This window comes from Sulfitobacter delicatus, from assembly GCF_900102535.1.
Taxonomy (GTDB): domain Bacteria; phylum Pseudomonadota; class Alphaproteobacteria; order Rhodobacterales; family Rhodobacteraceae; genus Sulfitobacter; species Sulfitobacter delicatus.
Genome location: NZ_FNBP01000002.1, coordinates 1 through 26391 on the forward strand (window position 1 = coordinate 1; position 26391 = coordinate 26391).

General features: G+C 57.7%; 30 protein-coding genes and 1 tRNA gene. 21 read left to right on the top strand and 10 right to left on the bottom strand.

Annotated features, from left to right (window positions below; translation table 11 throughout):
- Positions 1-794: 794 nt before the first annotated feature.
- Positions 795-1232, bottom strand: coding sequence for a MerR family transcriptional regulator (locus BLS57_RS03240; protein WP_093739181.1), 438 nt, complete (start codon positions 1230-1232; stop codon positions 795-797).
- A gap of 76 nt (positions 1233-1308) precedes the next feature.
- Here BLS57_RS03240 and BLS57_RS03245 point away from each other — a divergent pair, with 76 nt between their 5' ends.
- Genes BLS57_RS03245 through BLS57_RS03270 form a run of 6 tightly spaced genes read left to right on the top strand, consistent with a single transcriptional unit; the run spans position 1309 to position 5413 of the window.
- Entirely contained in the window at positions 1309-1698 is a 390-nt protein-coding gene (locus tag BLS57_RS03245; protein ID WP_093740273.1) for a mercuric transporter MerT family protein, read from the top strand.
- A 14-nt stretch (positions 1699-1712) separates the two neighbouring features.
- Complete coding sequence (locus tag BLS57_RS03250) at positions 1713-2009, top strand: heavy-metal-associated domain-containing protein (RefSeq protein WP_093739183.1); 297 nt, start codon at positions 1713-1715, stop codon at positions 2007-2009.
- Positions 2006-2242, top strand: coding sequence for a mercury resistance system transport protein MerF (gene merF, locus BLS57_RS03255; RefSeq protein WP_242406962.1), 237 nt, complete (start codon positions 2006-2008; stop codon positions 2240-2242). The genes BLS57_RS03250 and merF overlap by 4 nt, the downstream gene beginning before the upstream one ends.
- The gene (merA, locus tag BLS57_RS03260) at positions 2239-3654 is read left to right on the top strand and encodes a mercury(II) reductase (RefSeq protein WP_093739187.1); all 1416 of its coding nucleotides are present in this window, start codon (positions 2239-2241) and stop codon (positions 3652-3654) included. Before merF ends, merA begins: the two co-directional genes overlap by 4 nt.
- Positions 3655-3658: 4 nt before the next feature.
- A complete protein-coding gene (locus BLS57_RS03265; RefSeq protein ID WP_093739189.1) occupies positions 3659-4021 on the top strand; it encodes a hypothetical protein in 363 nt (120 codons plus the stop codon).
- A gap of 45 nt (positions 4022-4066) precedes the next feature.
- Complete coding sequence (locus BLS57_RS03270) at positions 4067-5413, top strand: dihydrolipoyl dehydrogenase family protein (RefSeq protein WP_093739191.1); 1347 nt, start codon at positions 4067-4069, stop codon at positions 5411-5413.
- A 464-nt stretch (positions 5414-5877) separates the two neighbouring features.
- On the opposite strand, the gene cueR is transcribed toward BLS57_RS03270, so the two are convergent.
- Positions 5878-6333 carry a Cu(I)-responsive transcriptional regulator gene (gene cueR / locus BLS57_RS03275; protein WP_093739193.1) on the bottom strand — a complete coding sequence of 152 codons (456 nt, stop codon included), beginning with the start codon at positions 6331-6333 and terminating at the stop codon, positions 5878-5880.
- Between the two features lie 356 nt (positions 6334-6689).
- Positions 6690-9254, bottom strand: a complete 2565-nt coding sequence (locus BLS57_RS03285) for a heavy metal translocating P-type ATPase (RefSeq protein WP_093739197.1) — start codon at positions 9252-9254, stop codon at positions 6690-6692.
- A gap of 185 nt (positions 9255-9439) precedes the next feature.
- On the opposite strand from BLS57_RS03285, the gene BLS57_RS03290 reads away from it, so the two are divergent.
- A complete protein-coding gene (locus BLS57_RS03290) occupies positions 9440-9631 on the top strand; it encodes a heavy-metal-associated domain-containing protein (RefSeq protein ID WP_093739199.1) in 192 nt (63 codons plus the stop codon).
- Between the two features lie 96 nt (positions 9632-9727).
- Here BLS57_RS03290 and BLS57_RS03295 read toward each other — a convergent pair whose 3' ends face one another.
- Complete coding sequence (locus BLS57_RS03295) at positions 9728-10564, bottom strand: PhzF family phenazine biosynthesis protein (protein ID WP_093739201.1); 837 nt, start codon at positions 10562-10564, stop codon at positions 9728-9730.
- Positions 10565-10688: 124 nt separating this feature from the next.
- Here BLS57_RS03295 and BLS57_RS03300 point away from each other — a divergent pair, with 124 nt between their 5' ends.
- Entirely contained in the window at positions 10689-11162 is a 474-nt protein-coding gene (locus BLS57_RS03300; protein ID WP_093739203.1) for an Lrp/AsnC family transcriptional regulator, read from the top strand.
- 77 nt (positions 11163-11239) lie between these two features.
- Here BLS57_RS03300 and BLS57_RS03305 read toward each other — a convergent pair whose 3' ends face one another.
- Entirely contained in the window at positions 11240-11665 is a 426-nt protein-coding gene (locus BLS57_RS03305) for an Lrp/AsnC family transcriptional regulator (protein WP_093740275.1), read from the bottom strand.
- 97 nt (positions 11666-11762) lie between these two features.
- On the opposite strand from BLS57_RS03305, the gene BLS57_RS03310 reads away from it, so the two are divergent.
- Entirely contained in the window at positions 11763-12077 is a 315-nt protein-coding gene (locus BLS57_RS03310; RefSeq protein ID WP_093740277.1) for a cupin domain-containing protein, read from the top strand.
- A 60-nt stretch (positions 12078-12137) separates the two neighbouring features.
- Here the strand turns inward: BLS57_RS03310 and BLS57_RS03315 are convergent, their stop codons facing one another.
- The 4 genes from BLS57_RS03315 to BLS57_RS03330 all read right to left on the bottom strand — a co-directional run bounded on the left by BLS57_RS03315 (position 12138) and on the right by BLS57_RS03330 (position 15216).
- Complete coding sequence (locus tag BLS57_RS03315; RefSeq protein WP_093739205.1) at positions 12138-12968, bottom strand: GNAT family N-acetyltransferase; 831 nt, start codon at positions 12966-12968, stop codon at positions 12138-12140.
- Positions 12969-13055: 87 nt separating this feature from the next.
- Complete coding sequence (locus tag BLS57_RS03320) at positions 13056-13460, bottom strand: DoxX family protein (RefSeq protein ID WP_093739207.1); 405 nt, start codon at positions 13458-13460, stop codon at positions 13056-13058.
- 176 nt (positions 13461-13636) lie between these two features.
- Entirely contained in the window at positions 13637-14539 is a 903-nt protein-coding gene (locus BLS57_RS03325) for a LysR family transcriptional regulator (RefSeq protein ID WP_167356363.1), read from the bottom strand.
- A gap of 200 nt (positions 14540-14739) precedes the next feature.
- Positions 14740-15216, bottom strand: coding sequence for a MaoC/PaaZ C-terminal domain-containing protein (locus tag BLS57_RS03330; RefSeq protein WP_093739211.1), 477 nt, complete (start codon positions 15214-15216; stop codon positions 14740-14742).
- 891 nt (positions 15217-16107) lie between these two features.
- On the opposite strand from BLS57_RS03330, the gene BLS57_RS03335 reads away from it, so the two are divergent.
- From BLS57_RS03335 to BLS57_RS19695, 9 genes are all read left to right on the top strand, one after another.
- Complete coding sequence (locus BLS57_RS03335) at positions 16108-16386, top strand: hypothetical protein (protein WP_093739213.1); 279 nt, start codon at positions 16108-16110, stop codon at positions 16384-16386.
- Positions 16386-17849 (top strand): TolC family protein, encoded by a 1464-nt coding sequence (locus BLS57_RS03340; protein WP_093739215.1) that lies wholly within the window; start codon positions 16386-16388, stop codon positions 17847-17849. The genes BLS57_RS03335 and BLS57_RS03340 overlap by 1 nt, the downstream gene beginning before the upstream one ends.
- 17 nt (positions 17850-17866) lie before the next feature.
- Positions 17867-19225: a multicopper oxidase family protein gene (locus tag BLS57_RS03345; RefSeq protein ID WP_139186607.1), complete on the top strand. Its 1359-nt coding sequence runs from the start codon at positions 17867-17869 to the stop codon at positions 19223-19225.
- Positions 19226-19272: 47 nt separating this feature from the next.
- Positions 19273-20010, top strand: coding sequence for a copper-binding protein (locus tag BLS57_RS03350; protein ID WP_093739217.1), 738 nt, complete (start codon positions 19273-19275; stop codon positions 20008-20010).
- Positions 20011-20081: 71 nt separating this feature from the next.
- Entirely contained in the window at positions 20082-20633 is a 552-nt protein-coding gene (locus BLS57_RS03355) for a helix-turn-helix transcriptional regulator (RefSeq protein WP_093739219.1), read from the top strand.
- A gap of 41 nt (positions 20634-20674) precedes the next feature.
- Entirely contained in the window at positions 20675-21124 is a 450-nt protein-coding gene (locus tag BLS57_RS03360; RefSeq protein ID WP_093739221.1) for an ion channel, read from the top strand.
- 174 nt (positions 21125-21298) lie between these two features.
- Positions 21299-22597, top strand: a complete 1299-nt coding sequence (locus BLS57_RS03365) for a multicopper oxidase family protein (RefSeq protein ID WP_093739223.1) — start codon at positions 21299-21301, stop codon at positions 22595-22597.
- Positions 22594-23019: a c-type cytochrome gene (locus BLS57_RS03370; protein ID WP_093739225.1), complete on the top strand. Its 426-nt coding sequence runs from the start codon at positions 22594-22596 to the stop codon at positions 23017-23019. Before BLS57_RS03365 ends, BLS57_RS03370 begins: the two co-directional genes overlap by 4 nt.
- Before the next feature lie 59 nt (positions 23020-23078).
- The gene (locus tag BLS57_RS19695; RefSeq protein ID WP_093739227.1) at positions 23079-23690 is read left to right on the top strand and encodes a porin family protein; all 612 of its coding nucleotides are present in this window, start codon (positions 23079-23081) and stop codon (positions 23688-23690) included.
- 399 nt (positions 23691-24089) lie between these two features.
- Here the strand turns inward: BLS57_RS19695 and BLS57_RS03380 are convergent.
- Positions 24090-24173, bottom strand: a tRNA-Leu gene (locus tag BLS57_RS03380).
- A gap of 123 nt (positions 24174-24296) precedes the next feature.
- On the opposite strand from BLS57_RS03380, the gene BLS57_RS03385 reads away from it, so the two are divergent.
- The 3 genes from BLS57_RS03385 to rocF all read left to right on the top strand — a co-directional run bounded on the left by BLS57_RS03385 (position 24297) and on the right by rocF (position 26380).
- Positions 24297-24875, top strand: coding sequence for a YqaA family protein (locus BLS57_RS03385; RefSeq protein WP_093739229.1), 579 nt, complete (start codon positions 24297-24299; stop codon positions 24873-24875).
- Positions 24872-25339, top strand: a complete 468-nt coding sequence (locus BLS57_RS03390) for a disulfide bond formation protein B (RefSeq protein ID WP_093739231.1) — start codon at positions 24872-24874, stop codon at positions 25337-25339. The genes BLS57_RS03385 and BLS57_RS03390 overlap by 4 nt, the downstream gene beginning before the upstream one ends.
- A gap of 117 nt (positions 25340-25456) precedes the next feature.
- Positions 25457-26380: an arginase gene (gene rocF, locus BLS57_RS03395; RefSeq protein WP_093739233.1), complete on the top strand. Its 924-nt coding sequence runs from the start codon at positions 25457-25459 to the stop codon at positions 26378-26380.
- Positions 26381-26391: the final 11 nt, after the last annotated feature.

Sequence of the window (26391 nt, forward strand, 5' to 3'; positions counted from 1 at the left end):
ACTGGCCGCCAGCACTCTATGCACCCTTCACGCCCAACCCCAAAGTGGCCTACTTTTGCGCCGCCCTTTGGTCGGGTTTTACTCCGCCGTTGACACATTCTGCGTTTCCTTTTTCCATAGCGCCTTGGGAAACGGCGCCGGCCTCCATCTGAACGTGAATTCTTCACCTAGAGGTATCTATTGTGGGCAATATAATCTTGTCCCTTAAACATGGCATTTCGGTGGCAGCGAAAGCTCAGAGCGGCAAATTTGCAGCGCAAAGAAGGCGATCAGCGGATGTTCGCTGACGTGGTTATCTGATTAAGCAGAAGGAGGGGGTTTGGAAGCTGTGCTTTCCCGCGTTACCCTTGGCGGAAGGCGCAATCGTAGCTTCGCGCGTGGAAGGCGTCAGCATGGGACTTGCAGCAGTCAAACACCGGTTTTTTAAGGACGGTGTATTGATAATCGCATGATACGAAAAAGGCATTCGTTACTCGAAAAAGCGCCGATCAGAGATCGGCGGTTTTTTCTTACGCGGTCAGCATTACACAAGTGGTACCCAAGGCCGCACTCGTACCGGCACGCCTCGCGGCGGGGGTTTTGAATTCTCACTCCTTGTATCAAGAAACACAAACGGCCCATTATTGCCGTCCGGGACTTCGAGATTTGCTGCGTAACGGCATGCGGAAGGCCGACATTCCTCCGCGGGTGGCCAACGTTCTGATTCTCTGGAGACCGTTCTGGGCAATCTTCCAAAGTTTGCTGCACTTTCAAACGCTGAAAACACCCTTCCTTCAGGTCTCGTCCAGTGCGGGTCAATCTGCCTTGGCCACAGCTCCATCTGACAGCACATTGAGAAGCGGGCATTCCGGTGCATCAGAACCGCTGCACTTCGCAATCGTATCTGCCAAGATTGCCTCAATGTTTTGCAGATCCCTTATCTTGGCCCGCACGACATTTAGGTGGTCTCGCCCACGTTTCTCGACTTCGCCGCAGGTATGACTGCCGCGATCGACCATGCTGAGCAGTCCTCGGATTTCTTCCATGGTAAAACCCAGTTCTCGCGCTCGCATGATAAAGCTCAGCCTTTCCACATGCGCAGTTCCGTAACGGCGGTGCCCGGCGGGACTGCGCGGTGGGTCGGGCATCAGGCCGACACCTTCGTAATATCGGATTGTCTCAAGGTTGCAGCCGGTCAACTTCGCAAGATCGGAGCGCTTTAGGGCGCTCGCAACTCCGTGATCGCTTGGCATGAAGTTTCTCCTTGCTCCTGTAGTTGCTACAGACCCTATCTTGCCTGTCATGATGAAGGCAACCATGAGCACCGCGATGACAGATCACACTCCTGCGACCCCGACCGAGCATGAGGATCGTTCCGGCTGGCTGGCCACCGGCGCCGGTGTGTTCGGAGCATTGGCCATGACATCTTGCTGCATTCTGCCGTTGGTATTGGTCAGCTTTGGCGTCACCGGGGTCTTTATCGGTCAACTTACCGCGCTTTATGCCTATAAATGGGTGACCTTCAGCCTTGCAACGCTCGCGCTCGCCTATGGGTTTTGGAAAGCCTATCGCCCGGTGCCGACGGATGCTTGCGCGGATGGCACCTGTGCGCGCCCGGTCGACCGCGGGCTGATGCGTGGGTTGCTCCGGGGCGCTTTGATTGTCGTGCTTCTGGCGCTCGCCTTTCCAATAGTCTCGCCCTTTCTTTTGACATTCTGACCATGAGGTCTCCTATGAAACTGCTCATCTCCACCGCTGCGCTTATCCTCTCTGCCAGCGCAACACTGGCCGCAGAAGCGACCACCCGCATTGCCGTTGAGGGGCTCACTTGTCCCTCTTGCAGCTATATCGTCGCCACTGCCATGAAGCGCGTGGACAGCGTCGAAGTGCAGGAGTTTATCGCAGGTGAGGCAGAAAATGGCCTCTATGTTCTGCGCTACGATGATGCGCTGACAGACCCGCAGTCCATTGTCGCCGCTGTGACGGCCGTCGGCTATCGCGCTGCCTTGGATGCAGAGAGCGGATCGTGAGCGGCGTGGAGGGGTCCGACACCCAGAGTGGCTTGCTCAAGTTCGGGCTCATTGGCACGGTCATCGTCGCCCTTTGCTGTTTCACGCCAGTGCTCGTGATCCTGTTCGGCGCTGTTGGGCTGTCGGCTCTGCTGGGCTGGCTTGATTACGTGCTGTTGCCGGCGCTCGCCATCTTCATCGGCATCACAATTTACGCGCTTTGGAAGCGCCGCGATTCAGAGAGATCATCATGAAAGACACTAAATCTCCCCAGAGGAAATCCTATGACCTTGCCGTGATCGGCGCCGGTTCCGCAGGCTTTTCTGCCGCCATCACTGCGGCTGAAACCGGCGCGCGGGTGGCTCTCATCGGCGCGGGCACCATTGGCGGCACCTGTGTCAACGTGGGCTGCGTGCCGTCCAAGGCATTGATCCGCGCGGTTGAGAGTCTGCATCATGCGCGCGCTGCGGCTCGGTTTGATGGGATAGAGGCTGAGGCACGCGTGACCGACTGGGCGGCGACTGTCGCGCAAAAGCAAGCGCTGGTCGAAGAATTGCGTGCGGCGAAATATGCGGATGTTCTACCCCGGCATGAGAATGTCGATTACGTCGAAGGCCGCGCGACATTCGATGATGATGGCAAGTTGACGGTCGATGGCAGCCTCTTCCCGGCAGCAAAGGTCATCATTGCCACCGGCTCCCGCCCACATGTGCCTGCAATCCCGGGGATTGAGGACGCCGACGCCCTCGATAGCACAACAGCACTGGAATTGACTGCTCTGCCTGCTTCCATGATCGTCCTCGGAGCAGGCTATATCGGCGTGGAACTGGCGCAGCTTTTTGCGCGGGCTGGCGTTGCCGTGACGCTGGTCAGCCGCCGAGGTGTCTTGCCCGAGGCAGAACCGGAAGTGTCAGAGGCGCTGGCAGGTTACTTGGGTGATGAGGGCATCCGTGTGGTGCGCGCTAATGGCTATGATCGCATTTCGAGCGGTGACAACCAAATCACGCTGCATCTCTCGGATGGCCAAGCACTGACATCGGAACGGCTCGTGTGCGCAACCGGCCGTGTGCCAAACAGTGACGGGCTGAACCTCGCGGCTGCTGGAGTTGCGGTCGATGCGCGGGGCGGCATTGAGACCGATCCTCAGATGCGCACCGGCAATCAAAATATCTGGGCGGCGGGCGATGTCACGGGCCGTGACCAGTTTGTCTATATGGCTGCCTATGGCGCTAAGATCGCGGCGCGCAATGCGGTAGCGGGTGAGACCCGCAGCTATGACAATGCCACCATGCCTTGGGTCGTCTTTTCCGATCCGCAAGTGGCAGGCGTTGGGCTCAGCGAAGCGCAGGCCCATTCCGCGGGCCATGAGGTGCTGACCTCCGTTCTGCCGCTGGATGCCGTCCCGCGGGCCTTGGCGGCCCGCGATACGCGTGGCCTCATCAAGCTGGTGGCCGAAGCGGGAAGCAAACGGCTGCTCGGCGCACAGATCCTCGCACCGGAGGGTGCCGACAGCATCCAGACCGCAGCGATGGCACTGAAGGCCGGGCTGACCTACGAAGAGCTTGGCGACACGATCATGCCTTATCTGACCACCGTCGAGGGTTTGAAACTGGCGGCCCAGACTTTCGAGAAGGACGTTGCCGCCCTGTCTTGTTGCGCGGGGTAAAGACATGGCAGATCCCTCCACCCACGATTGGCTAAACACCCGGCTTGGCAGCCTGCTCGCGTGGGGCCTTCCCATCGGCGCGATGCTTCTGGCGGTCCCGCTCGCCGACGGCCCCAAAACCGCAATCTGGGTCATCGCCCTTGCTTGGATGGGCGTCGCCTGCCTGCGCAATGCCCGGCGCTGTGGCCGGGTGCATTGCCGCTACACCGGGCCGTTCTTACTGGCCATGACGCTGCCGGTGCTGGCTTATGGTGCAGGCGCGCTGCCACTGGGCAGCGACGGTTGGCGCTGGCTTGGGCTCACGATCGGCGTCGGCGCGACCGGGATCTGGTGGCTCAGTGAACGAATACTCGGCCGATATCGTTGAACTTGAAACAAACGCCTTCCGAACTCTCGACTACAAGGACACTTCATGACCGAAACACTTGATCTGATCGTCATCGGCGCCGGCATGGCCGGGATCAATGCCGCGAAAAAAGCAGTCGGGGCTGGATGGTCCGCCGCCATTGTGGACGAACTGCCCTACGGTGGCACCTGTGCGCTCCGGGGCTGCGACCCGAAGAAAATGCTGAGGGCCGGGGCTGAGGTGATCGACGCAGCTCGTTTGCTCAAGGGCAAGGGCGTTGCAGGTGACACGCGGATCGACTGGCCAGCGCTCATGAAACACAAAGAAAGCTTCACCGATCCGGTGCCGGAGAACATGGAAGACGGGTTGAAGAAAGCTGGCGTGAAAACGCTGCACGGATCGGCGCGTTTCACCGCAGAGGATCGGATTGAGATCGAAGGCTATGGGGAATTCACCTTCAAGCAAGCCTTGATCGCAACAGGCGCCAAACCGCGACCTCTGGACATTCCCGGTGCCGATCGGCTCATCGACAGCACCGAGTTTCTGAACCTGCCGAACCTGCCCGAACGCATCGTATTCGTGGGTGGTGGATACATCTCTTTCGAGTTTGCCCATATTGCCGCCCGAGCAGGTGCCAAGGTCACGATCCTTGATCATGGCAAGCAGCAGCTGAAGATGTTCGACCCAGACCTTGTCGGTATGCTGCTGGAGCGTAGCCGCGCGGTCGGGATTGAGATCATCGCCAATGCCGCGCCCGACCGAATTGACTCTGCTGGTGACGTGGAGCGCTTCACCTACAATGTCGATGGCAAATCACATGTCGAAGAGGCCGACCTTGTTGTCCATGGCGCGGGGCGGGTGCCTGCCGTCGAGTGCTTAGATCTAAGCGCTGCGGGCATTGAGACTGAGCATGGCGGCGTCAAAGTCGAAGCATGGCTACAGTCCACATCCAACCCTCGCGTATATGCCGCTGGTGATGCCGCGGCCTCCCCGGGGAAACCTTTGACCCCGGTAGCTGTTTTCGAAGGCAAGATTGCCGTGTCCAACATGTTGAAGAACAAAAAAACTGCACCTGACTATACCGGCGTGCCCAGCGTGGCGTTCACCATTCCAGAACTCGCGCGGGTCGGCATGTTGGAGGAAGAAGCGCGTGAGGCTGGCGATGTGGAGGTATCATTTACAGATACATCCGACTGGTTCTCTCAGAAACGACTGGGAGAGACCCATGCAGGTGCAAAGATCATCTCTGACGAGAATGGTAAAATCTTAGGCGCGCATATGTTTGGTCCGGACTACGCGGAACTCATCAACATCTTCTCTCTGGCGATCAAACTTGGGCTTACGGTTGACCAGGTAAAGACGATGCCGGCAGCCTATCCCACGGGGGCGTCGGATATCGGCTCCATGTTCTAAGAGCGCAAGGGTTCAGAAAACTGCCAAACTGTGCGGATCTGAGCGCGCGCAGGGCTAACTTCCGGCCAGCAAGCGGAGGCCATGATCGGAGAGCTTAAATGCGTCTGGCGATCGTCTGCTTGTGGTGCTGCCGTCGGCTTTCTTGCGACCGCTGCGAATGTCCGCAGTCCGCCCTTCTTGAACGCTACCGCTTCCGGCTTTTCCGACCTCAAGGTAGCCGCACGATAACGCGGTTGGTCTGTTAGGCAGGGCTTTCGCTGCAACTAAGCACAACTCCGGCAGCCGACTCGACGTCTCACGGGTAAACCGTTGGAAACAGAGTACGCCTAAGGCTGTACCCAACGTATAGTGCAAGGACTTCAACCTTGATGCTCATCGAACAAAAAACTCCATGATGACAGAAGCCGCTTGCAAGTTTCGCGATCGGTTCGCTGTAAGTATCGAGTGACTAACAAAAAAAACGCTCAGCGATTTGCCCCAAAACCGCGTCCAAGGACTGTGGTATGCTTGATTGGTATAGGCTCTTGGAAAGCAGAGGTTCCGAGCGTTTGCAGGATCGGGCAGTCGGGCCGATCGTCGCCGTGACAGTTCATGGCCAAATGTTCGAGGGTGTTTATCATTTCTTCAAGCTCCTGCCGCTTTTGCTGCAACTCTCGAACATGGTCTAACGCGATCGTCTTGACACTTGCGCTGGCCCTGTCGTGATCTTGCCAGAGCTGGAGCAGGTTTACGATTTGTTTGACCGTGAACCCCAGATCTCGAGCGCGGCGAATAAATTTGAGGGTCTGAACCTCTTTCTCCGAATATACGCGATACCCCGAGTAGGTTCGCAATGCAGGCCGGATCAGGCCGGTATCTTCATAGTAGCGGATCATTTTTGCTGAGATGCCGCTCACCTTAGCTGCTTCGCCGATGTTCATGACCATGCTCCTTTCGGTCGTCGTTAATCATACTGCAAATCCGGGCACTACAGGAGCGATTCCCGCGCGCCCGGATTATTTGTGATCGGCAGGATCAGGCTGCTTTCATCAGACCGACCAGCGGTCTTATCTGCCGTATTTGATCTGCTGCGGCACCTAGAATTACCTCGCCTTCGATAACCGTGATGGGGCCCACCCGCGATCCGGTACGGCGCTGCGCCTCATCAGAGATGGCTGGTAGCGTCAGATCATGCTCGACAAAGCGTAGCGCCATTGCGTTCAATCATCCTCTCAAGCGAAGGCTGTCGGGGCATGTCGGCCTAGTGTAGATCATGATGCGATGCATTTTCCATCCTTCAGTATGGAGATTTTGGGCGGAAGTCTGAGCGGTAGGCTGGGCCAACTAAGGGGTTTGTCCCCCAGACGGTAAAGGCCATGTCGTCGGGCTTTATCGTCGGGGCGAACCGCCTAAGCCGCAGGGCGTTGGTCAAGACAAAGACACTCGACAAGGCCATAGCGCCTGCGGCCAGCATCGGCGAAAGCAAGGTGCCGCTGACAGGATAGAGGGCGCCAGCCGCCACCGGGATGAGGGCGGCGTTATAGGCAAAGGCCCAGAACAGGTTTTGCTTGATGTTGCGCATGGTGGCTCGGCTCATCCCAAGGGCGGTTTGCACGCCGTTTAGGTCACCCCCCATCAACACCACGTCTGCGCTTTCTATCGCCACATCCGTTCCTGTACCGATAGCGATACCGACGTCGGCCTCTGCCAAGGCTGGAGCGTCATTGATGCCGTCTCCGACAAAGGCAACTTTGCGATTTCCCTCGCGAAGCTTTTGTACAGCTTCGACTTTGCCGCCGGGCAGCACCTCGGCCACTACGTCATCGATACCAAGCTTGGCCGCAATCGCATCGGCTGTGTCACGGTTGTCGCCGGTGATCATCGCAACCTTCAAACCAAGCGCCTGCAGCCCTGCAATCGCGGCGGGCGTGGAAAGCTTCACCGGGTCTGTAACGGCAAGCAGAGCAGCAAGTTGCCCATCAATGGCTGCGTAGAGTGGTGACGCGGCCTGCTTCGCCAGATCTCTCGCTGCTTGTGCGAAGGTCTCTACGTCAATGCCCAGTGAGATCATGAAGCGATCAGCGCCCACGTTTACGGTATGGCCGTCGACCTCAGCGGTGATGCCAAAGCCAGCTTGAGCGTCAAAACTGGTAGCTTGTGGCAATGCCACACCGTGGGCCTCCGCAGCTTCGATAATCGCACGCGCAACCGGGTGTTCTGACCCGCCTTCCGCCGCCGCGATCAGTCGCAATACCGCCTCTCGATCGAAGCCTTTGTTTGTGATGAATTCGGTCAATGCCGGGCGGCCCTCAGTCAATGTGCCGGTCTTGTCGAGTGCGACGACGTCAATTCCGGCGAGGCTCTGAAGTGCTTCGCCCTTGCGAAACAGCACACCCAATTCAGCCGAGCGACCGGTGCCGACCATAATCGAGGTTGGCGTGGCGAGACCCATCGCACATGGGCAAGCGATAATAAGCACGGCAACCGCATTCACCAGCGCAAAGGTCACCGCAGGCTCCGGGCCCCAAAAGAACCAGATCCCAAATGTTAGTGCTGCTCCAGCCATGACGGCAGGGACAAACCAAGCCGTCACCCGGTCTACCAAAGCTTGAATAGGCAGCTTGGCACCCTGCGCGGATTCAACCATGCGAATAATCTGCGCCAGCATGGTATCCCCACCGACCTTTTCGGCGCGGTAGGTGAAGCTGCCCGTCTGGTTAATCGTGCCGCCAATCACCGGGTCGCCCAGGTCTTTGCTGACCGGAATGGGCTCGCCAGAGATCATAGCTTCGTCAACGAATGAACTGCCGCTTTGCACCGTACCATCAACAGGAATGCGGTCGCCTGGGCGAACCTGAACAATGTCCCCCGGGCGCACGTCTTCCAGTGCCACGTCGACAAAGGCCCCTTCCCGCTCAACCCTTGCAGATTTTGCCTGTAGTCCTGTCAGACGGGCGATGGCCTGACTGGTCCGGCCTTTTGCTTTCGCTTCAAGATACCGACCCAACAAGATGAGAGTAATGATGACCGCGGAGGCTTCGAAGTAGACGTTGTCCGTGCCTGCAGGCAGAAGCCCCGGCGCAAAGGTGGCAACGACCGAGAACCCCCAAGCGGCGCTGGACCCAAGCACCACCAATGCATTCATGTCTGGCGCCATGCGCAGCAGTGCCGGGATGCCCTTGGCATAGAAGCGCAGGCCGGGTCCAAATTGAACCACCGTTGCCAGCAGGAAATAGGCCAGATAGAGTGTTGTCTGCCCGAATGACATCATGAGCCAATGGTGGAATGGGGGAACCAAATGGCCGCCCATTTCCGCGATGAACACTGGCAGCGTAAGTGCTGAAGAAACGGCCAGATCCCGTTTGAGCTTTCTTAACTCTTGTTCTTTATCAGCGTCGCGCGAGGCGGATGTGATCGTGGCTGACTTCGGCGCATAGCCGGCTTTGGTGATGGCCATCTCAATCGCCGCGGTCTGGCTGGGCGATGTATCCGAAACGGTAATCGTGGCCCTTTCTGTCGCCAAATTTACGCTTGCCGAAAGAACTTCGGGAACGGCGGCGATAGCGCGCTCCACCCGAAGCACGCAAGACGCGCAAGTCATGCCTTCGATGCCCAGTTCGAGTGTGGTTGATCCGATTTCATAGCCACTACGGCGAATGGCCGCGACGACTGCCGAGCGTTGACCAACGGTTTCGTAGATCACTTCGGCGCGCTCGGTCGCGAGGTTGACTGATGCCTCGACGACGCCCGGCACCTGCGCAATCGCGCGTTCAACGCGCAATACGCAGGATGCGCAGGTCATGCCTGTGATGGGGATGCTTTCCGTGCTGGAGAACGGCTCCAGAAATGCCGCGTCCTTCATGTCGATAACTCCTAAGAGGGTTGCTATGCGACTCAGCTTGCGGGCTTCCAACGTTGTTAGGGTCAACACTAAAAATAGCGGCGTGGAATTTTTGCAGACGCTCTCTTGACCTTGTCCTGCTGGCAAACTCCATCTGACAGAAACGGCGATGTTGCCGCGATAGAAAACTAAAAAGGATAGTAACCATGAAGACGTTGAACTTACCCGGCATGACCTGTGGCGGTTGTGCCCGGAGCGTCACTGCTGCGATCAAGGAACTCGACCCCGAGGCGACTGTGACTGCCGATGTCGCGGCCAGACGCGTGACAGTTAAGACGACCGTGAGCGACCAAGCTCTACGCGATGCTGTGATGGATGCTGGCTACAACCCAGCTTAATCCTCGAAACGATCTGGCGCGCGGGATCACCGCGCGCCATCCTTGAAGAGGGGAAGGTGCACCAGGGAACAACCTGACTTGCCTCACCGATTGTTTCTATATCGTGCGGGCGTTGCCCGAGATGTGCACCGGAGAGCCCGGCTTGTCACTCAATCGAACCTCAATGATTGACAGCGCGCCCATATCCTCACCTTGCCGGATCGTGAAACTCCCACCGTGTGGCCACTCCTGATCGCGGAGATAACCAGCAAAGGCCGCTGCTGCAGCCCCAGTCGCTGGGTCTTCCAGAACGCCCCCAGAGGCGAATGCGTTGCGGACTGCGAAAACCTGATCGGTCTCGATATGAACCAGCATGATCGTTACGAGCCCGTGCTGCCGCATCATGGCCCGCCCTTTATCAAGATCGTAGGACATCTCAGCCAGGCGAGCACGGTCGTGGAGGGCAAACACAAGGTGGTCGGCTCCGGCATGGATATGAGCGGGCGGAAGGCGCGGGTCCAAATCACCTTGGGAAAGGCCAAACAACGCAAGAGCGTCTGTGGCTTCACCATCCGCGATTGCGCGGCTTTTTGTGGCTGGTGAGGCGAGCGTCGCAGCCATGCCTTCCTCTGAAGCCTTTGCCTCGACCGTGATTGAGGCGTTGTTGAGGTCCAGCGTATAGGTCCCGGTACCTTTCTGCTGACCGAGAACGGCGCCGAGCGCAATCGTTGCGTGGCCGCAAAAGGGGACTTCAGCCTCGGGAGAAAAATAGCGTACACGCCATCTTCTATCCTCCCCTGCAATGGGCAAGGCAAAGGCCGTTTCCGAATACCCGACCTCTGCAGCGACCTTCTGCATTTCCACTTCAGGGGCGGGGGCCTCTAATAGCACGACCCCGGCGGGGTTGCCGCCTGCCCCCCCTACGCTGAAGGCTGCAATTCGATGAATTTCCATGGTGAACGCTCCAATTGATTACGGCGCAAACATACTTTGCGCAGGCCATCTCGTCCCCGCGGTATCGTAAGCAAAACCACCCTCTTGCATTAACAACGTAAGCAAATCGCTGTAAGGTGCCACAATGAGCAAACCCATAGATGCCATAGATCGAAGAATTATCTCAGTTCTCGAAACTGACGGTAGGATGAGCCTATCGGAGATCGGAAAGACTGTTGGCCTTTCCGGGCCAGCTGTCAGCGAGCGCTTGCGCCGCTTACAGACGGATGAGGTCATTGAAGGCTTCACCCTTCGCGTGAATACAAAGGCCCTTGGCTATACGCTTGAAGCAATCGTACGGATCAAGCCACGCTCAAAGCAGCTACACAATGTTGAGCGAATGATACGAGATGAGCCTCGGTTTACCTCTTGCGATCGTGTCACCGGCGAAGACTGTTTTATAGCGCGTCTGGCTTTGGTTGATGTTGCGGAATTAGATGACATTCTGCTTCCTCTTCATGAGCGTGCAGAGACCCACACTTCAATCGTCAAGTCATCGCTCTTGCGGAATCGAATGCCTTGTCTATCGCCCGAAGCGAAGCCGAAACACCGGCTATGACATTGCTCGAATGGCAAGCATTATCAGATTACTGGTATGCGCTGCCACAACTGTGCAAATTGTCTCTACCTGCTGCGTTATGCTTTGGCGTATTCCCGTAAAATAACATGGCTTCTTGCCTCTGAAATAAAAGGCGATGCCCCAACCCGATCGTTAAGCACCGACAAATCCTCGGCGCTCGGCACCGTGACGGAAAGGACCGCGTCTACCTCACCCGCCAGTGAAACGAGAGATGTTACTCCTTCGAGGCTTAAAAGCCACTGAAGTGCTTTGTCGCAAGGGCGTCGTGATATTTCCACGAACATCAATGCTCGTACGAGTCCGACCTGCTTCCGAATTACCGCATGATAGCCCCGAATTATTCCTGCCTCTTCCATGGCGACAATGCGAGCCTGCACTGCCGGCCGAGACAAACCGATTTGCTTCCCGATCTCAGTCACGCTTATCCGGGCGTCGCGCTCTAAGATCGCAGCGATGCGTTTGTTGGTTCGATCAAGTTCCATCTCAACATCCGACGATTGGCAGCCCATTCCCGACGAACCGCAAGATGCGGAAAGCTACTGTTTCATGCATTGTATTTTTAGCAAATTTGGAGGGCAAATGCGAAAAATTTCACCGAAGGACTTTCAAGCCGCCCGAGCTTGGGAAGCCATGCCTATCGACCGGATCGATGGGCGAACAACTATTCGGATGCATTGGACCGATAGGGCTTACAAATGGCACGTAAACGACGGGCCTGAAGTATTTGTAGTGCTCGACGGTATTGTAGATATGCATGCGCGCAAAGGCAGTGAAGTCATAATCTACAAGCTGGGAGCTGGCGAGATTTTTCATGCGGAAGACGGCGATGAGCATGTTGCCCACCCAATAGGACCGGCGAGGGTATTGGTCATTGAGCGCGAAGGAAGCGTGTAGGTGCAAGACGCGAGGTCAAAGATGAGTCTGAGGTCTCTGTCGCTTGCGTCATATCACTGCTCATCTAAGCGTATGCACCATTTCAAGTTGCTTGATGCTGGACAAAACCCACCCCGTCTTTTTCAAGAACGCTTCGCCGTCATCAGCGGCAAAATATTCCGGGACTCTCCAGTTTCTTTGTGGGAAGGCACCCAACAACGACTTCATGAAACAGCTCCCTACACCGCGCCTCGCGACAGATGGCAAAACCGCAAAAGCGAGTAATTTGACGATCGGTGCCCCCGCATCAATTATTGCCACCGCCGTTCTGCTGTCATTGCAATAAGCCTTCAGTGGTGGGCGCGCGGCACTAAAGCAAAGCGGCGATGCTTGCCAAGTCGTAGTTTTTGCATAGGCACTTACAAGCACCGCCATGGCTTCGAGGTTAGAACACATCTGAAGTTGCTCACCGCCGCCTGAAGCTTCGTGGGTATAGCCAACAAGTCGACGAGTTGTTCGGAACCCTGCGCGCAAATAGGTTGCCATTGCCGCACTATTCCCGTCGATCACCTCAAGAACTTGATGTCGGTCGTTCCGTGCACGGGCTTGAGCAAGACACCATTCGATTGCAGTAGCGCCCAAACCCGCGCCCCGAAATTGAGGCAAAACGCCTAATGCCGACACTCTGCTGGTGGACCCGCGTCGCGAAATTATGGACACCGCAGCGGGTTCGCCTTGCATGGTGGTAAAGACTGAGCTCTGCGTAAGGTCTATGTGCTCAGCTTGAATGCGCTGCATCAACGCCGCGGGCTCGAATGCCACCGGCATCACGTAGCCCCCGTATGCGGCATTCAGGATGTCGCAAAGCTGCCCTAATGAATAATCGCTTGCCTGCACAGACAGGGTCTTCATCTACGGACCTCGATTTGCATTGCTCATACCTATACCAGCGCGGAGCTCAATAAAGGCTCAGGGCCGCAGCACGTCATGACTATTGCGTCAGCCACCGAAAGCTACCGTCCTTCTTTTAAGCTTCTTAATGCCCGTCGTAGCACTCGTGTGATAAGCCAAATGCAGTAGACCGCCGGCAATCGCGATGTTCTTCAGGAAATGAATAACCTGATCGGGGTCACTGAACTGGGTATGGAATATAAGGGCTGCTAAGACAGTGAATGTCCCAAGGACTTTAGCACTTACCTCAGTCCAGTATCCGATCATCAGGGCCGTACCTGCCACAACTTCGACGATGATGGCACCCACCAGAACCACGTGAGAAAACGGCAATCCGAATGAAGCGATGTAGCCCTCGACATCGCTGTAAGCGATAATCTTCCCAATACCACTCCAGACGAAAAGCGCGCCAAGAGCTGCGCGCGATGTATATTCAACAAGCTTAGAAGTCATGTTTCTCTCCTGTGAGAATAGGTGTTTGATTGCACGCCTTCTCACAGATGGGACTTGGTTCTCACAGCCGGGAAATTCTGATCGAAACGATTAGATTATTCGATCGATAGCTCTCAAAGCAGCTGCCGCATTAAAAGTGTGCCTTCTAACGTGGCAAGCCAAAACCGTTAGTTTACTCAGTAAAAACGTACCGCGCGCAATCGATCCAGCAGCCATTGCGTCGCAGGCCCGAGTGGAGCATCAGCCCGCACCACGCAATTTACCGGCATCGCATCTCCTGTGTCGGGATGGCTCACCAAGTTCAGGATTACCAACCTACCTGCATCAACTTCTTGCCGGGCGATGGCTTCCGGGAGGAACCCCCAGCCAAACCCATTGCGGATGAGTGTAAGCTTTGCTCCCATTTCGGACACGCGCCAGATACGAGACGAGACTACGCCAAAGTCGACCCCTGTGGTAAGGGGTCCTCGGTCAATGACCACTATTTGCCGATGATCTCGTAGGTCTGCATCATCCACAGGCGCGAGTGTTTGCGCCATCTCGTGTGTTGCTGCAACTACCGGAACGAGCGTGACGGGTGGCAGGCTAAAGCCTGTAAGCCCCGCTGGTACATGGGGATAGGTACACGTGATGCCGATGGCACAGTCGCCTTTCAACACGAGCTCAACCGGCATGCTCAGAGCATCATTGCTGAGCAACACCGCCACCGTGGGAAAGGCGGCCTCGAAATCATGCAAAATTTCAACCAACACATGTGTTGGGAAAACCGGGTCTACACTGAGGCCAACGACATTTTCGAGCCCCTGCGAAATCGCGCGGGCCCGCGCGAGGAGTGAGTCCGCTCTTTCAAGAATTGCGATAGCATCTCTCAAGACAGTATCACCAGCGACCGTCAATTTGGGCCTTTTTGCCGATCGGTCGAATAATTCGATGCCAAGCTGGCTTTCGAGTTCCGAGATCGCGTAACTCACCGCAGACTGAGCACGGCCAAGCTCCACCGCACCAGCTGAAAAAGTACCCGTTCGTGCGACTACTGAGAAAACACGCAGTCGGTCCAACGATAATCGCTCGATATTCATAGCTGCCCCGCTTCCTGTCACAACCACGCGAATTGACATGGGCTATAGGCACGTGTCGACATGAAAATCGCACGTCTTCAGGGCGTCTGTGTCTGCCAGCACTGGGGCTGGGTCATGACTTCCGTCAGGCAGCCTACATAGGTGAATTATAAAGCGATGAATCGTGAACGCCTAACTGCAAATTACACTTCGGTCAGCCTTTATGCAGCCGTCCTGCCGGACAACGCCCGAGACCGGGAGGGGACGACAATCGTAACGGCGAAAGACAGTACGACCTGTCCAAGCTGGTTAATCGTTTCGATCAAGACTTCCTGTGTCCCCACACCCTTTGACGGGTTGGCGGCTACGTCCAGAATGCGGCCGCGAACCCGTAACGTGTCGCCGGGCCGAACCGGATGGAACCAGCGGAGTTGATCAATACCCTTGCCGACCAACCCCCACGCCATATTCAGCCCCTGTGTCACAATAAGGCGGTGCGTGATGCTCATGGTCAGTAGACCGCTGAGGCTCAACCCCTTAAAGACGGGATGTTCCAGTGCTTTGATGTCGTCAGTATGGAAGTCCTGCGGATCATAGGCTTTCGCGAAGCTTACGGCTTCTTCGTGTGAGATCGTTTGGGTCACAGTTTCGAAGGTATCGCCGACGGCAAAATCTTCAAAGTAACGAAGGTTGTTCATTTACGGTTCCATTGTGTTTGTGATGCAGCCACCGCTTTCGGTCCAAACGCAGGAAACCGGCTGCCCTCCTGTCGTTTGTTATCCAGAGGCAACTTACAGTCGCCTTAGGCGATTAAAACTCGCGATTGTCGGATGGAACCTATCGAAATTTTCGACAGTACAGCTTGACCAGTTAGACTAAAAAGGATGACGGCACAGACTAAAAGAAGGGGTAGCGCCGCGCAGGTAGATCTTAGTGGACCAGCCTGTAGTCCCACGAAATAGGAGTTCGCGTCGAAATTTCCCACGCCGAACAAGCCACAGTTGGACCGCCCTCATCCGTTCAGGAGTTTCACGTAAGCCTCAATACAGCTCGCAACTATTTGCCAAGCTTCCAGCGCTGGACGCGTTGACAGGGCGCGCGGCTTGCGACACTCATCGACACATGCGTCGCTTGGCCATCATATCAAACCTTGTCCGTTTCCTTCTCGGAGCGGTCATGATCAGTGGTTTGCTATTGCTTCCACCGTCCTCGGTACATGCTGACAGCGGGATGCATCTGGATGGGCAGGCATCGCATCATTCTGCACACCATTCGGCCGGTATGGCCATTAAAGATCTGCCTGATGCGACGTCCGCATTTCCCATGCAAGGCGACGATGCCAGCGATTATGAAAGTGATCCATGTTGTGGGGGCATCTGTCTTACGGCTGCGCTTTGCGCCCATTCGGATAGTAGCGTAACCTCAGCACAAACGACCCGCTATTCGCCGATCTCGAAGTTCCTGGTATCCGCAGATCCGCGCGGGCAACTGCGCCCCCCTCGAGCCTGAGTTGATCACCGTCCTCTGACGGCATTCCCGTCCGCGCTTTGAGCCGCGGGCAAGATCACCTTTTCTCAGGTCAAATACTTATGAAACCAACACTGTTTGTCGGGGCGTTGTCCCTGACCCTTGGGGCTTGCGCCACGACGCTCCCGCCCCTTCCCGACGTTACCGCCGCCTATGTGCAGCAGCCCACACCCCTACCCGAGGTCGCCGCAATGACCGCCGCCGACAACAGAGCGCGTAGCAGCGCTGCAACCGCCGAAGAGCAGCCCTTCGCAGGTTACCGACGCCGCGGTGTCGTCGAGCCGCTCGACTGGCGACGGCTGAACGCCGAGCAGGCTCCGATGCAGGGGATGAACCACTGATGCGCTGGAAATTGAAAACCGCCTCCGTCATCACGCCTTTGATCTTGGGCGCCTGCACGGCCCCGGTGATGCCGGTAAGCTTCTCGGCCCGCGATGCTGGCTTTGCCACCGTGGAGGCGCGCACCTCCAAGGCCATCGGCAAACGCACTGTCTGGGCGCAGTCACAGGCCGAGACCGTCGCCGCCTCCAAACAGGTCCGCGCCATGGTGCAAGGCAAGACAATTAACGCCGAAACCGCGGTGCAGGTCGCGCTGTTGAACAACAAGGGGCTTCAGGCCTCCTACGCGCAGATCGGTCTGTCGGCGGCAGAAGCATGGCAGCAGTCCACGCCAGAGAACCCCGTCGTCTCGATCGGTCTGTTGGGCATCGGCGCGCCCGAGGTCGGGCTGTACCGTGCCTTGGAAAGCATGATCGCCGTGAACCTGCTGGACGCCCGCACCCGCAAACAGCGCATCGCCGCTGCCGAAGCGGAGTTCCAGCATGCGCAGATGCAGGCGGTGAGCGACACGCTGGCGCTGGCCAATGAAACCCGTGAGGCATGGATCAACGCCGTCGCGGCCTTTGAAACGGTCAGCTACCTTAAACGCGCCTCAGTCACCACGGATGCGGCGGCGGAATTGGCGCAGCAATTGGGCAAGACCGGCGCGCTCAACAAAGCCGCGCAGGCGCGAGAGCAGGCGTTCAATGCCGAGATGGCCGGACAATTGGCACAAGCGCGGCTGGATGCGCAATTGGCCAAGGAACAACTGACCCGGCTTATGGGCCTTTGGGGGCAGGACGTGGCCTATTACGTGCCTGACGCCCTGCCCCGCGTGCCCAATACGGTCAGCAGCCACAGAGGCATTGAACGACTGGCACTGGCCAATCGCGTTGATCTAGAAGTTGCCCGCCTCGGATTGGAAGCCACAGCCAAAGCCTATGGTCTGACCGATGCCACCCGCACCCTGACGGACCTCGAAGTCATCGCTGGCGCCGAGATCGAGCGCGAGGAAGAGGACGGGGAAGTCGAGACCAGCATCTCACCTCAGATCGAATTCGAGTTCGCAATCCCGATCTTCGACAGCGGCAAAGCGCGGCTGCGCAAGGCTGAGCTGAGCTATCTCCAAGCGGCCAATGTGCTGGCTGAACGCGCGGTGAACGTCCGCTCCGAAGCCCGCGCGGCAGCCACGGCCTACCGATCAAGCCACCAAATCGCACGGCATTATTCGGACGTGGTGCTCCCCCTGCGCCGCACCATCGATGAGGAAGCACTGCTTAGCAACAACGGCATGATCACAAGCACCTTCGACCTGCTGAACGACGCCCGCGAGAAGATCGGCAGCCAGCTTGAGGCAGCCAACGCCAAGCGCGAGTTCTGGCTGGCCTCGGCTGGTCTGACCGCCGCGATTTACGGCGGTGGCAGCGGCGGCGGTGGCGCCGGTGGAGAGACACAAATCGTCGCCGGCGGCGGTGCGGGACATTGAGACAAGGAAGCAACCAGATGATCAACAGACGTCAACTGCTGGGGGCCGGTGCTGCGGGAGCAACGCTCGTGTCCTCCAAAGCATGGGGCCAGACCATGAACATGGGCCTGCCCGAAGCCGCCGTCATGGACAGCGCGTTGACCCAAGCCCCGACCCGTCCCACCTCTGGGCCGGATTACAACCCCGTGGTCACACTCAACGGCTGGACCCTGCCGCACCGGATGAACAACGGCGTGAAGGAATTCCACCTTGTTGCCGAACCGGTGGAGCGCGAACTGGCCGATGGGATGGTCGCGCGGCTCTGGGGCTATAACGGCCAGTCCACTGGTCCGACCATCGAGGCGGTCGAAGGCGACCGCGTGCGCATCTATGTCACCAACCGCCTGCCCGAACACACGACGGTGCATTGGCACGGGTTGATCCTGCCCTCGGGCATGGACGGCGTCGGCGGGCTCAGCCACCCCGGCATCCCGCCGGGCAAGACATTCGTCTATGAGTTCGATCTGACCAAATCCGGCACTTTCATGTATCATCCGCATGGCGATGAGATGGTGCAGATGGCAATGGGCATGATGGGGATGTTCGTGGTGCATCCCAAGGACCCGGAGTTCATGCGCGTCGACCGGGACTTCCTGATCATGCTGAATGCGTTCGACATCGATCCGGGCACTTACATTCCGCGCATCATGACGATGACGGATTTCAACCTGTGGACATGGAACAGCCGCATCTTCCCTGACATCGACCCGCTCGTGGTCAATCAGGGGGACAAGGTGCGCGTGCGCGTCGGCAACCTCACGATGACGAACCACCCCATCCACATGCATGGCTATGACTTCAAGGTCACCTGCACCGATGGCGGCTGGGTGCCGGAGGCGGCGCAATGGCCAGAGGTGTCCATCGACATTCCCGTGGGGGCCATGCGCGCCTATGAGTTCACCGCCGACCATCTGGGCGATTGGGCGATCCATTGCCACAAGTCGCATCACACGATGAACGCGATGGGCCATGACGTGCCGACGCTGATAGGAACCAATTCTACAAACATGACGCGACAGATCCGCCGCGAGCAACCGGAGTTCATGCCCATGGGCACGGCCGGCATGGCGGATATGGGCGAAATGTCGATGCCGCTGCCCAACAACACCGTGCCGATGATGGCCGGTTGGGGGCCGCATGGCCCGCTGGAAATGGGCGGCATGTTTTCGGTCGTGAAGGTGCGCCAAGGCATCGACGCGGACGATTACGAAGATCCCGGCTGGTACGAAAACCCCCCGGGCACCGAGGCGTATGAATGGACGGGCGAACTGCCAGACTTTGCGCAGAACCACAGCCCGAAAACCCAAATTACGCCCAAACCCACCTCCAAGGGCTGACCGGCCCTCGGACCACGATCCTTCAAGCAAACATACAGGAAAACACCGTGAAAAAACTTCTACTCTCAACCGCCGCTTCGATCCTTCTTGCCGCCCCTGCTTTTGCGGCAGGCGCCCATGATGGTGGGCACGACGACAGCGATAGTGGCATGAAAATGGACATGGAAATGATGGTCGGCATGCCGGGCAAGCCTGCCGATGTGGATCGCACCATCGAAGTCACCATGCGCGAAACCGACGATGGGGAAATGATCTTTGAACCCGAAGCCTTCGATTTCAAGCAAGGCGAGACGATCCAGTTCAATGTCACAAATGCGGGCGAAATCGAGCATGAGTTCGTGATCGACACGATGGAAGGCAACGCCAAACACAAAGAAGCGATGGCCGAGATGGCCATGCGTCATGACGATCCGAATTCGGTTCGCCTCGACACCGGCGAAAAGGGCGAGGTGATCTGGACCTTCGCAAACGCTGGGACATTCGAATTTGCCTGCCTGATCCCCGGCCACTACGAATCCGGCATGCATGGGCCGATCACCGTCGCTCAGTCTGATGACGCACCCGAGGCGCCGGTTGTCTATTCTACCGGCAAGATCAAAAAGGTCGATGCCAAGGGCAAGAAAGTCACCATTATCCACGGCCCATTGGAAAACCTCGACATGCCGTCGATGACCATGGTGTTCAAAGCTGATGAAGCGCTGATTGCTAAGATGAAGGAAGGCCAAGACATCGAATTTGTGGCCGACCGCGTCAAAGGCAAGCTGACCGTCACCGCAATGAAGTAAGCGCCGGTTGCGGGGCCGGTTGAACGGACCGGCCCCGCATTTTCCACCACAATTACAAGGCACTTCGAGCTATGAAAACGCGTGGAACCATCGCCCTTTGGGCCATCGCGGCACTCCAGGCCATTGTGGCGATCTTCTTTACCATCTGCTTCTTGCTGGACGCGATGGGAATGGAACCTGAGTTTCTGATTTGGCAGAGCCATGAGTATCAGCAAACGATCTTGGCCGTCGGCTTGAACCTCGGTGTGGCCCTTGGCTGGATCGCCCTTCGAACAAGCCTGCAACGGGCGCGGCTTGCCGAAGAGAAGATGCGCAGATGCACCTCGGAGTTCTCATTGGTGATGTCACAGCATTTCACCGAATGGCGTCTGACGCCCGCAGAGCGGGATGTCGCGCTTTTTCTCATTAAAGGGCTGAGCACACACGATATTGCCGCGCTGCGGGGTACCTCGGATGGCACGATCAAGGCCCAGACAAATGCCATCTATCGCAAGGCCGGGGTGACCGGGCGCAGCCAGTTGCTCAGCACCTTCATAGAGGATTTAATGAATGAAGCCTTGTTGCCTGACGACGCTCAGCAGACCGCGACCACAGAGAGCGCGAAATTGGCTGCAGTCGCCTAATACGTCCCTGCCCCTCCCCTACCAAGAAAGGTAGCGCCTTCATGATCCAAGCGATGCTTCTCTCAATTCTGGTCGTGGCCATCTGCACGACAATCCATTATTTCGTCCTAAAGGGAGTTTCCGATACGATTGCCCGACGAAGTGTCGAGGCGCATGGCCAGAATCTGGGCCTTGCGGTGGGAGCGATTACGATCGCGCATGTCATCGAAGCGTTCATTTATACGCTTTTCTTTCTCTGGGCGGTCCAAGGTTTGCAAATTGGCGCGCTGACGGCCTCAGATCCGGCAGACAAGCCGATTACCTTGATGGACTACTACTATTTCTCGCTGGTCAATTTCACCACCCTGGGGCGCGGTGACTTGAACCCCGTGGGACACCTGCGCTTCATCACCGGCATCGAGGCTTTTCACGGTTTTCTCATGATTACCGCCTCGGGAAGTTTCGTGCTGCAAGTCATGGGGGGAAATGCCCCCTTGTCGAAGAAGGAATGATTAAAGTGGTTCGACCTATTCTCCTATCCGAAGGAGTGAGCAATAGCGGTCCGCTTCTGGCCCGTCCTCGTCAGTTGGAAACAGCCCCTTCAGTCAATACCTACATGCCCCAAACACCGGTGCGCCCTGCCCCCGTCACCGCATTAACCGCAATCGTTTCCGATAAGGCCTAACATGAACAGAAGACAATTCCTCGCCAGCGTCTCAGCCGCGACGGTCCTGCCGCGCCCGGGCTTCGCCGGTCGAACGCCCCTGAAGCTGAAGGCCCAAAACGTCACGCAACAAATCCTGCCCGAAGGGGAAGGTGCCACCGCGATGCTGGGGTTCAACGGCTCGATGCCCGGCCCCGAGATCAGGCTCAAGCGAGGCGCGCAGGCATCAATTGAGGTCGAGAATGCTCTACAAGAGGGCACGGCCGTTCATTGGCACGGCATTCGTCTGGAAAACCGGATGGACGGTGTGCCGGTGCTGACGCAAGAGCTTATTAACCCCGGCGACAGCAAGACCTATCGCTTTGTGCCACCCGACGCAGGCACATATTGGTACCATTCGCACTACATTTCGCAGGAACAGGTGGCGCGGGGCCTAATGGGGCCGCTGATTATCGAAGACGACACCCCGCCCGATGTGGATCACGACATCACCGTGCTGCTGTCGGACTGGCGCATGAACAAAGACGGCAGCCTTGTCGACGAATACACCGACATGCACAGCGTTGCCCATGCTGGCTATATGGGCAACTTTGCCCGCGCTTTTCTGTCGAAAGACACGGTCAAGACAGGCGACCGGGTCCGCTTTCGCCTTATCAACGCAGCCACCAACCGTATCTTTCCCCTCGCGCTGGAGGGCATGACCGGGTCGGTCGTAGCGCTCGACGGCATGGCTCTGGCCCAGCCGCGCCCGCTGGGTGACCTCGTTCTCGCGCCCGCGCAACGTGCCGATTTGATCGTCGACATCACGGGCCCGGTAGGCTTTGACATGATGTCCCGACAGGGCGCCTACCGCCTTGCCGATCTGGCGGTATCCGGCACCAACACGGCGCGAGCGCCTACCACCATTTCACCGCTTGCGGCACCCGACCTGCCAAGGCCAGAGGCGCCTTCGCAGCACCTGACCCTGACGATGATGGGCGGCGCGATGGGCGGGCGCCACGGGGGTGCCAATATTTGGTCCTTCAATGATGTCTCCGATTTGCCCACCGATCCCTTCGGCAAATTCGAACGGGGCGAGACGGTGCGGCTGACCTTCGCCAATGATACCGCCTTTCCGCATGGCATTCATTTGCATGGGCACCACTTCTATGAACTGGCCCCTGACGGCAGCCTCGGCGATCTGCGCGATACAACCTTGGTCGCTGCGGGGGAAAGCCGCGATGTTCTCTGCGTCTTCGACAATCCGGGACGCTGGTTGATCCATTGTCATATGTTGAGCCACGCCATTGGAGGGATGCGCACATGGGTAGAAGTTGCATGAAACGGCTTGTTTTGCTTTTCTGTGCCGTCACGTCTGCCGCGCAGGCAGATCACGAACTCGACGGTCGCGATCTCGAAGCGGGACGTTCGCTCTACGACGAGAACTGCGCCGCTTGTCACGGCGCAGACCTCGAAGGACAGCCCGACTGGCGAACGCCCGATGAGAACGGTGTGCTGCCTGCACCGCCGCACGATGCAACTGGCCATACCTGGCATCATGATAACACGTTGCTGTTCGACTATACCAAACTTGGGGGCAAGGCAGCACTGGCAACCCGGGGCGTAGAGGATTTCAATAGCGGGATGCCGGCCTTCGGGGAGGTGATCTCGGATGATGCAATTTGGGACATCCTGGCCTATATCCAGTCGACTTGGCCAACGCGCCAAAAGACTGCTCAGGCGAGTCGTAATCGTCCACACTGATAGGAACGTCAGTTTGGGGGCGAAGCTAAAATCCAGCAAATTGAGTTGGATGGCCCCTCTTGGGTAAGCTGGAAAAAGACGCGGCATCGGTCTTCCAACGACAGAAAGAGCGAGCAATCAAGCTCAATTGGTGTGGCGACGCCAGGAAACTTGATGATGAATATTGGGCGGCGGAGGCTGGTCGGCATCGATGCGAACTCAAGGCTCCAGAGCACACATGGGCTAACTGCATCAAGGAGTGGCGGTCAGATGCAAAGATCCAAAAGAGGCTCTCGCCGGGTACGAAAAGGTCCTACAATCGCGAATTCGAAAAAATACTCGACAAGAATGCAGACAAATCGATGTCGGCGACGACCCGCCAAGCAATGAGAAAGAAACATATCGCGATGTCCGAAACACCGCGCGCAGCAGATTGGATGCTGCAGTCGGTATCCATTTTATGGAATTTTGCGAAGGATCAGCTGGATTGGCCGTTCGGTGACAACCCAGCAGCACGTATGGAAAAGTATGGTGCGCAGAAAGAATTTCGAGCCTGGCCCGGCTGGATGCTGGATGCACTGGATGATGCTCCCGAAGTCGTTAGGATTGCTGGTGGGCTTATTCGTGGTACAGGTCAGAGACCGTCGGCGGCGATTGCGATGCTCAGAAAATCTGAGATCGCTTATCGATAGCTTGGAGGCAGGTTCACGGCACGTTTTGCCGAAGTCCGACACAAGTCCGTTGTCGTATAGTGCAGTCGAGAAAGAATTTAGAACTTGGCGCGAAACCCTCGACAAACTGGCTGAATTACATGACGATAATGCAAGGAACTACAGCGCTTATGGATTACGAAAGCGCGCATGCGTGGAGTTGGCTGAAGCCGGATGCTCTGATGCTAAGATCCAATCTGTTACCGGTCAGAGCCTTGAAATGGTAGCAAATTACCGCAAGGAAGCACGTCGTAAGGAGATGTCGCGCACGGCGCAGATGCGGCGATCAATGTGATGATGTGGGAGTCCCGTGTGGGAGTCAGCCCGAAATCGTGTCATATCATTATCGAAACTTTCGCAGAAAACCTTGCACAAACAAGGTGGTACCCAAGGCCGGACTCGAACCGGCACGCCTCGCGGCGGGGGATTTTGAATCCCCTGCGTCTACCATTCCGCCACTTGGGCACTGGGGGTGATTTAGCCTGCCTCGCCGAGACGGGCAAGGGGATTTTCTGCAAAGCGCCCCGCTTGGCTTGACCTTGCCCTCTGCACGTGGTGATGCAGGTAAAACAGCCCGGAGCTTTGCCGATGATCCGCCGCCTATATGACTGGACCCTGGACTTGGCCCAACACCGCCATGCGCTTTGGGCGCTGGCTGTTGTGGCTTTCGTGGAAAGCTCTTTTTTCCCGATTCCCCCTGACATTTTGATGATTCCCATGATTATCGCCCAACCCCGGCGGGCGTGGTTGATTGCCGGGGTGGCGTTGCTGGCCTCGGTTCTGGGCGGGCTGTTGGGCTATGCGATTGGCGCATTGGCCTTTGAAGGCATCGGCCAGCCGATCCTTGCCAGCCTTGGCAAAGCTGACGCGATGGCGGAATTTTCGACCCGGTTCAACGATATGGGCTTCTGGGCTGTGCTGGTCGCGGGCGTGACCCCCTTCCCCTATAAGGTCATCACGATCATGTCGGGGTGGACGGGGATGCCGCTGGCGACCTTTGTCATGACCTCGATCCTTGCGCGCGGTTTGCGGTTTTTCATCGTGGCGGGGCTGCTGTGGCAGTTCGGCGCACCGATCCGGGATTTCATTGAACGGCGCTTGGGCTTGATGTTTACCGTAGCGGTGGCGCTGCTGATCGGCGGCTTTATGGTGGTGAAGGTTCTATGACACGCAAGACATTGATTACATTGGCAACCCTCGGCTCTGCCGCGTTGTTGCTCGGGGCCTTTGGGTTTCAGCATTTGGGTGGCTACGCGCCTTGCAAAATGTGCCTCTGGCAGCGCTGGCCCCATGCGGCGGCGGTGCTGATCGGGGCCGTTCTGCTGGTTGGCGGTCCGCGCGTTCTGGCGTGGTTTGGCGCAGCGGCGGCGGCAGTGACAGCCGGGATCGGGGCCTATCACGCAGGCGTCGAATGGGGCTGGTGGCCGGGGCCAAGCTCTTGCACCGGGGGCGGCTTGGACATGGGCAGCCTTGACGGCGGTGCGCTCTTGTCGACGGACGGCCCAGTGGGGCTGGTGATGTGTGATGAAGTCGTCTGGCAATTGCTGGGCCTGTCGATGGCGGGATGGAACGCGGTCTTCTCTGCGGTGCTCGTTGTGCTTTGGGTGATGGCTGCCCGACGGGTGAACTGACAAATTGGACAGCTAGGCTTTCGGAACGGCAAAAACTCACCCGAAGTGAGCAGTTTGACAGCTTGTTGATACGCCAAAAAGTACTCTATCTGGTTTGAAACACCAGAGGAGTTCCCGATGTCACATGAACAGAACTGCATCTTGCTTGGCGTCCCGCTCGACAGTGGCAAGCGCCGCCGCGGCTGCTTGATGGGGCCGGATGCCTACCGCACCGCCGGGCTGGAGCGGGCGCTGCGCGATCTGGGGCATACGGTTGTAGACCGCGGCAATGTCGCCCCCGCCCCCTATCACGCGCAGGAGCATGAAAAGCTGCACGCGTTGGAAGAGACGATTGCTTGGACCGAGAGCCTCGCCGCCGCCGCTGATGCAGCCATGGACGACGGTCTGCCGATCTTCATGGGCGGTGATCACGCGCTGGCGCTTGGCACCGTGCTAGGTGCAATGCGTCATGCCGATAAGGCCGAGCGCCCGCTTTTTGTCCTCTGGCTTGATGCCCATACCGATTTCCACACGCCTCAGACCAGCGATACCGGCAACTTGCATGGCACACCGCTGGGCTATGTTACCGGGCGCGAAGGGTTTGACGGTTTTCCGGAAGTCGGCACGCCCCTGCCCCATGACAATATCGCCATGATCGGTTTGCGCTCGGTTGATGCGCTTGAGCGTGCCGCCTTGCAGGAAACCACCGTGACCTATGTCGACATGCGTGAGATTGATGAGAGCGGCATCGCCAAGCCATTGCAGCGCTTCCTTGATAAGGTCGCCGCCGCTGGCGGGATGCTGCATGTCTCGCTTGACGTTGATTTCCTCGACCCCTCGGTCGCCCCTGCCGTGGGCACCACCGTACCGGGCGGTGCGACGGTACGCGAAGGCCATTTGGTGATGGAGATGCTGCACGACAGCGGGTTGATGACCTCGCTTGATCTGGTCGAGCTGAACCCCTTCCTCGACGAGCGTGGCCGCACCGCGCAATTGATGGTGGACCTCACCGCCTCGGCCTTTGGCCGCCGCGTGTTCGACCGCCCCACCCGAGCCTATTGAGAGAGAGACCT

Coding starts and splice junctions, on each gene's coding strand:
- BLS57_RS03240 (WP_093739181.1), bottom strand. CDS start 1,232: ATGCCAAGCGATCACGGAGTTGCGAGCGCCCTAAAGCGCTCCGATCTT.
- BLS57_RS03245 (WP_093740273.1), top strand. CDS start 1,309: ATGACAGATCACACTCCTGCGACCCCGACCGAGCATGAGGATCGTTCC.
- BLS57_RS03250 (WP_093739183.1), top strand. CDS start 1,713: ATGAAACTGCTCATCTCCACCGCTGCGCTTATCCTCTCTGCCAGCGCA.
- merA (WP_093739187.1), top strand. CDS start 2,239: ATGAAAGACACTAAATCTCCCCAGAGGAAATCCTATGACCTTGCCGTG.
- BLS57_RS03265 (WP_093739189.1), top strand. CDS start 3,659: ATGGCAGATCCCTCCACCCACGATTGGCTAAACACCCGGCTTGGCAGC.
- BLS57_RS03270 (WP_093739191.1), top strand. CDS start 4,067: ATGACCGAAACACTTGATCTGATCGTCATCGGCGCCGGCATGGCCGGG.
- cueR (WP_093739193.1), bottom strand. CDS start 6,333: ATGAACATCGGCGAAGCAGCTAAGGTGAGCGGCATCTCAGCAAAAATG.
- BLS57_RS03285 (WP_093739197.1), bottom strand. CDS start 9,254: ATGAAGGACGCGGCATTTCTGGAGCCGTTCTCCAGCACGGAAAGCATC.
- BLS57_RS03290 (WP_093739199.1), top strand. CDS start 9,440: ATGAAGACGTTGAACTTACCCGGCATGACCTGTGGCGGTTGTGCCCGG.
- BLS57_RS03295 (WP_093739201.1), bottom strand. CDS start 10,564: ATGGAAATTCATCGAATTGCAGCCTTCAGCGTAGGGGGGGCAGGCGGC.
- BLS57_RS03300 (WP_093739203.1), top strand. CDS start 10,689: ATGAGCAAACCCATAGATGCCATAGATCGAAGAATTATCTCAGTTCTC.
- BLS57_RS03305 (WP_093740275.1), bottom strand. CDS start 11,665: ATGGAACTTGATCGAACCAACAAACGCATCGCTGCGATCTTAGAGCGC.
- BLS57_RS03310 (WP_093740277.1), top strand. CDS start 11,763: ATGCGAAAAATTTCACCGAAGGACTTTCAAGCCGCCCGAGCTTGGGAA.
- BLS57_RS03315 (WP_093739205.1), bottom strand. CDS start 12,968: ATGAAGACCCTGTCTGTGCAGGCAAGCGATTATTCATTAGGGCAGCTT.
- BLS57_RS03320 (WP_093739207.1), bottom strand. CDS start 13,460: ATGACTTCTAAGCTTGTTGAATATACATCGCGCGCAGCTCTTGGCGCG.
- BLS57_RS03325 (WP_167356363.1), bottom strand. CDS start 14,539: ATGAATATCGAGCGATTATCGTTGGACCGACTGCGTGTTTTCTCAGTA.
- BLS57_RS03330 (WP_093739211.1), bottom strand. CDS start 15,216: ATGAACAACCTTCGTTACTTTGAAGATTTTGCCGTCGGCGATACCTTC.
- BLS57_RS03335 (WP_093739213.1), top strand. CDS start 16,108: ATGAAACCAACACTGTTTGTCGGGGCGTTGTCCCTGACCCTTGGGGCT.
- BLS57_RS03340 (WP_093739215.1), top strand. CDS start 16,386: ATGCGCTGGAAATTGAAAACCGCCTCCGTCATCACGCCTTTGATCTTG.
- BLS57_RS03345 (WP_139186607.1), top strand. CDS start 17,867: ATGATCAACAGACGTCAACTGCTGGGGGCCGGTGCTGCGGGAGCAACG.
- BLS57_RS03355 (WP_093739219.1), top strand. CDS start 20,082: ATGAAAACGCGTGGAACCATCGCCCTTTGGGCCATCGCGGCACTCCAG.
- BLS57_RS03360 (WP_093739221.1), top strand. CDS start 20,675: ATGATCCAAGCGATGCTTCTCTCAATTCTGGTCGTGGCCATCTGCACG.
- BLS57_RS03365 (WP_093739223.1), top strand. CDS start 21,299: ATGAACAGAAGACAATTCCTCGCCAGCGTCTCAGCCGCGACGGTCCTG.
- BLS57_RS03370 (WP_093739225.1), top strand. CDS start 22,594: ATGAAACGGCTTGTTTTGCTTTTCTGTGCCGTCACGTCTGCCGCGCAG.
- BLS57_RS03385 (WP_093739229.1), top strand. CDS start 24,297: ATGATCCGCCGCCTATATGACTGGACCCTGGACTTGGCCCAACACCGC.
- BLS57_RS03390 (WP_093739231.1), top strand. CDS start 24,872: ATGACACGCAAGACATTGATTACATTGGCAACCCTCGGCTCTGCCGCG.
- rocF (WP_093739233.1), top strand. CDS start 25,457: ATGTCACATGAACAGAACTGCATCTTGCTTGGCGTCCCGCTCGACAGT.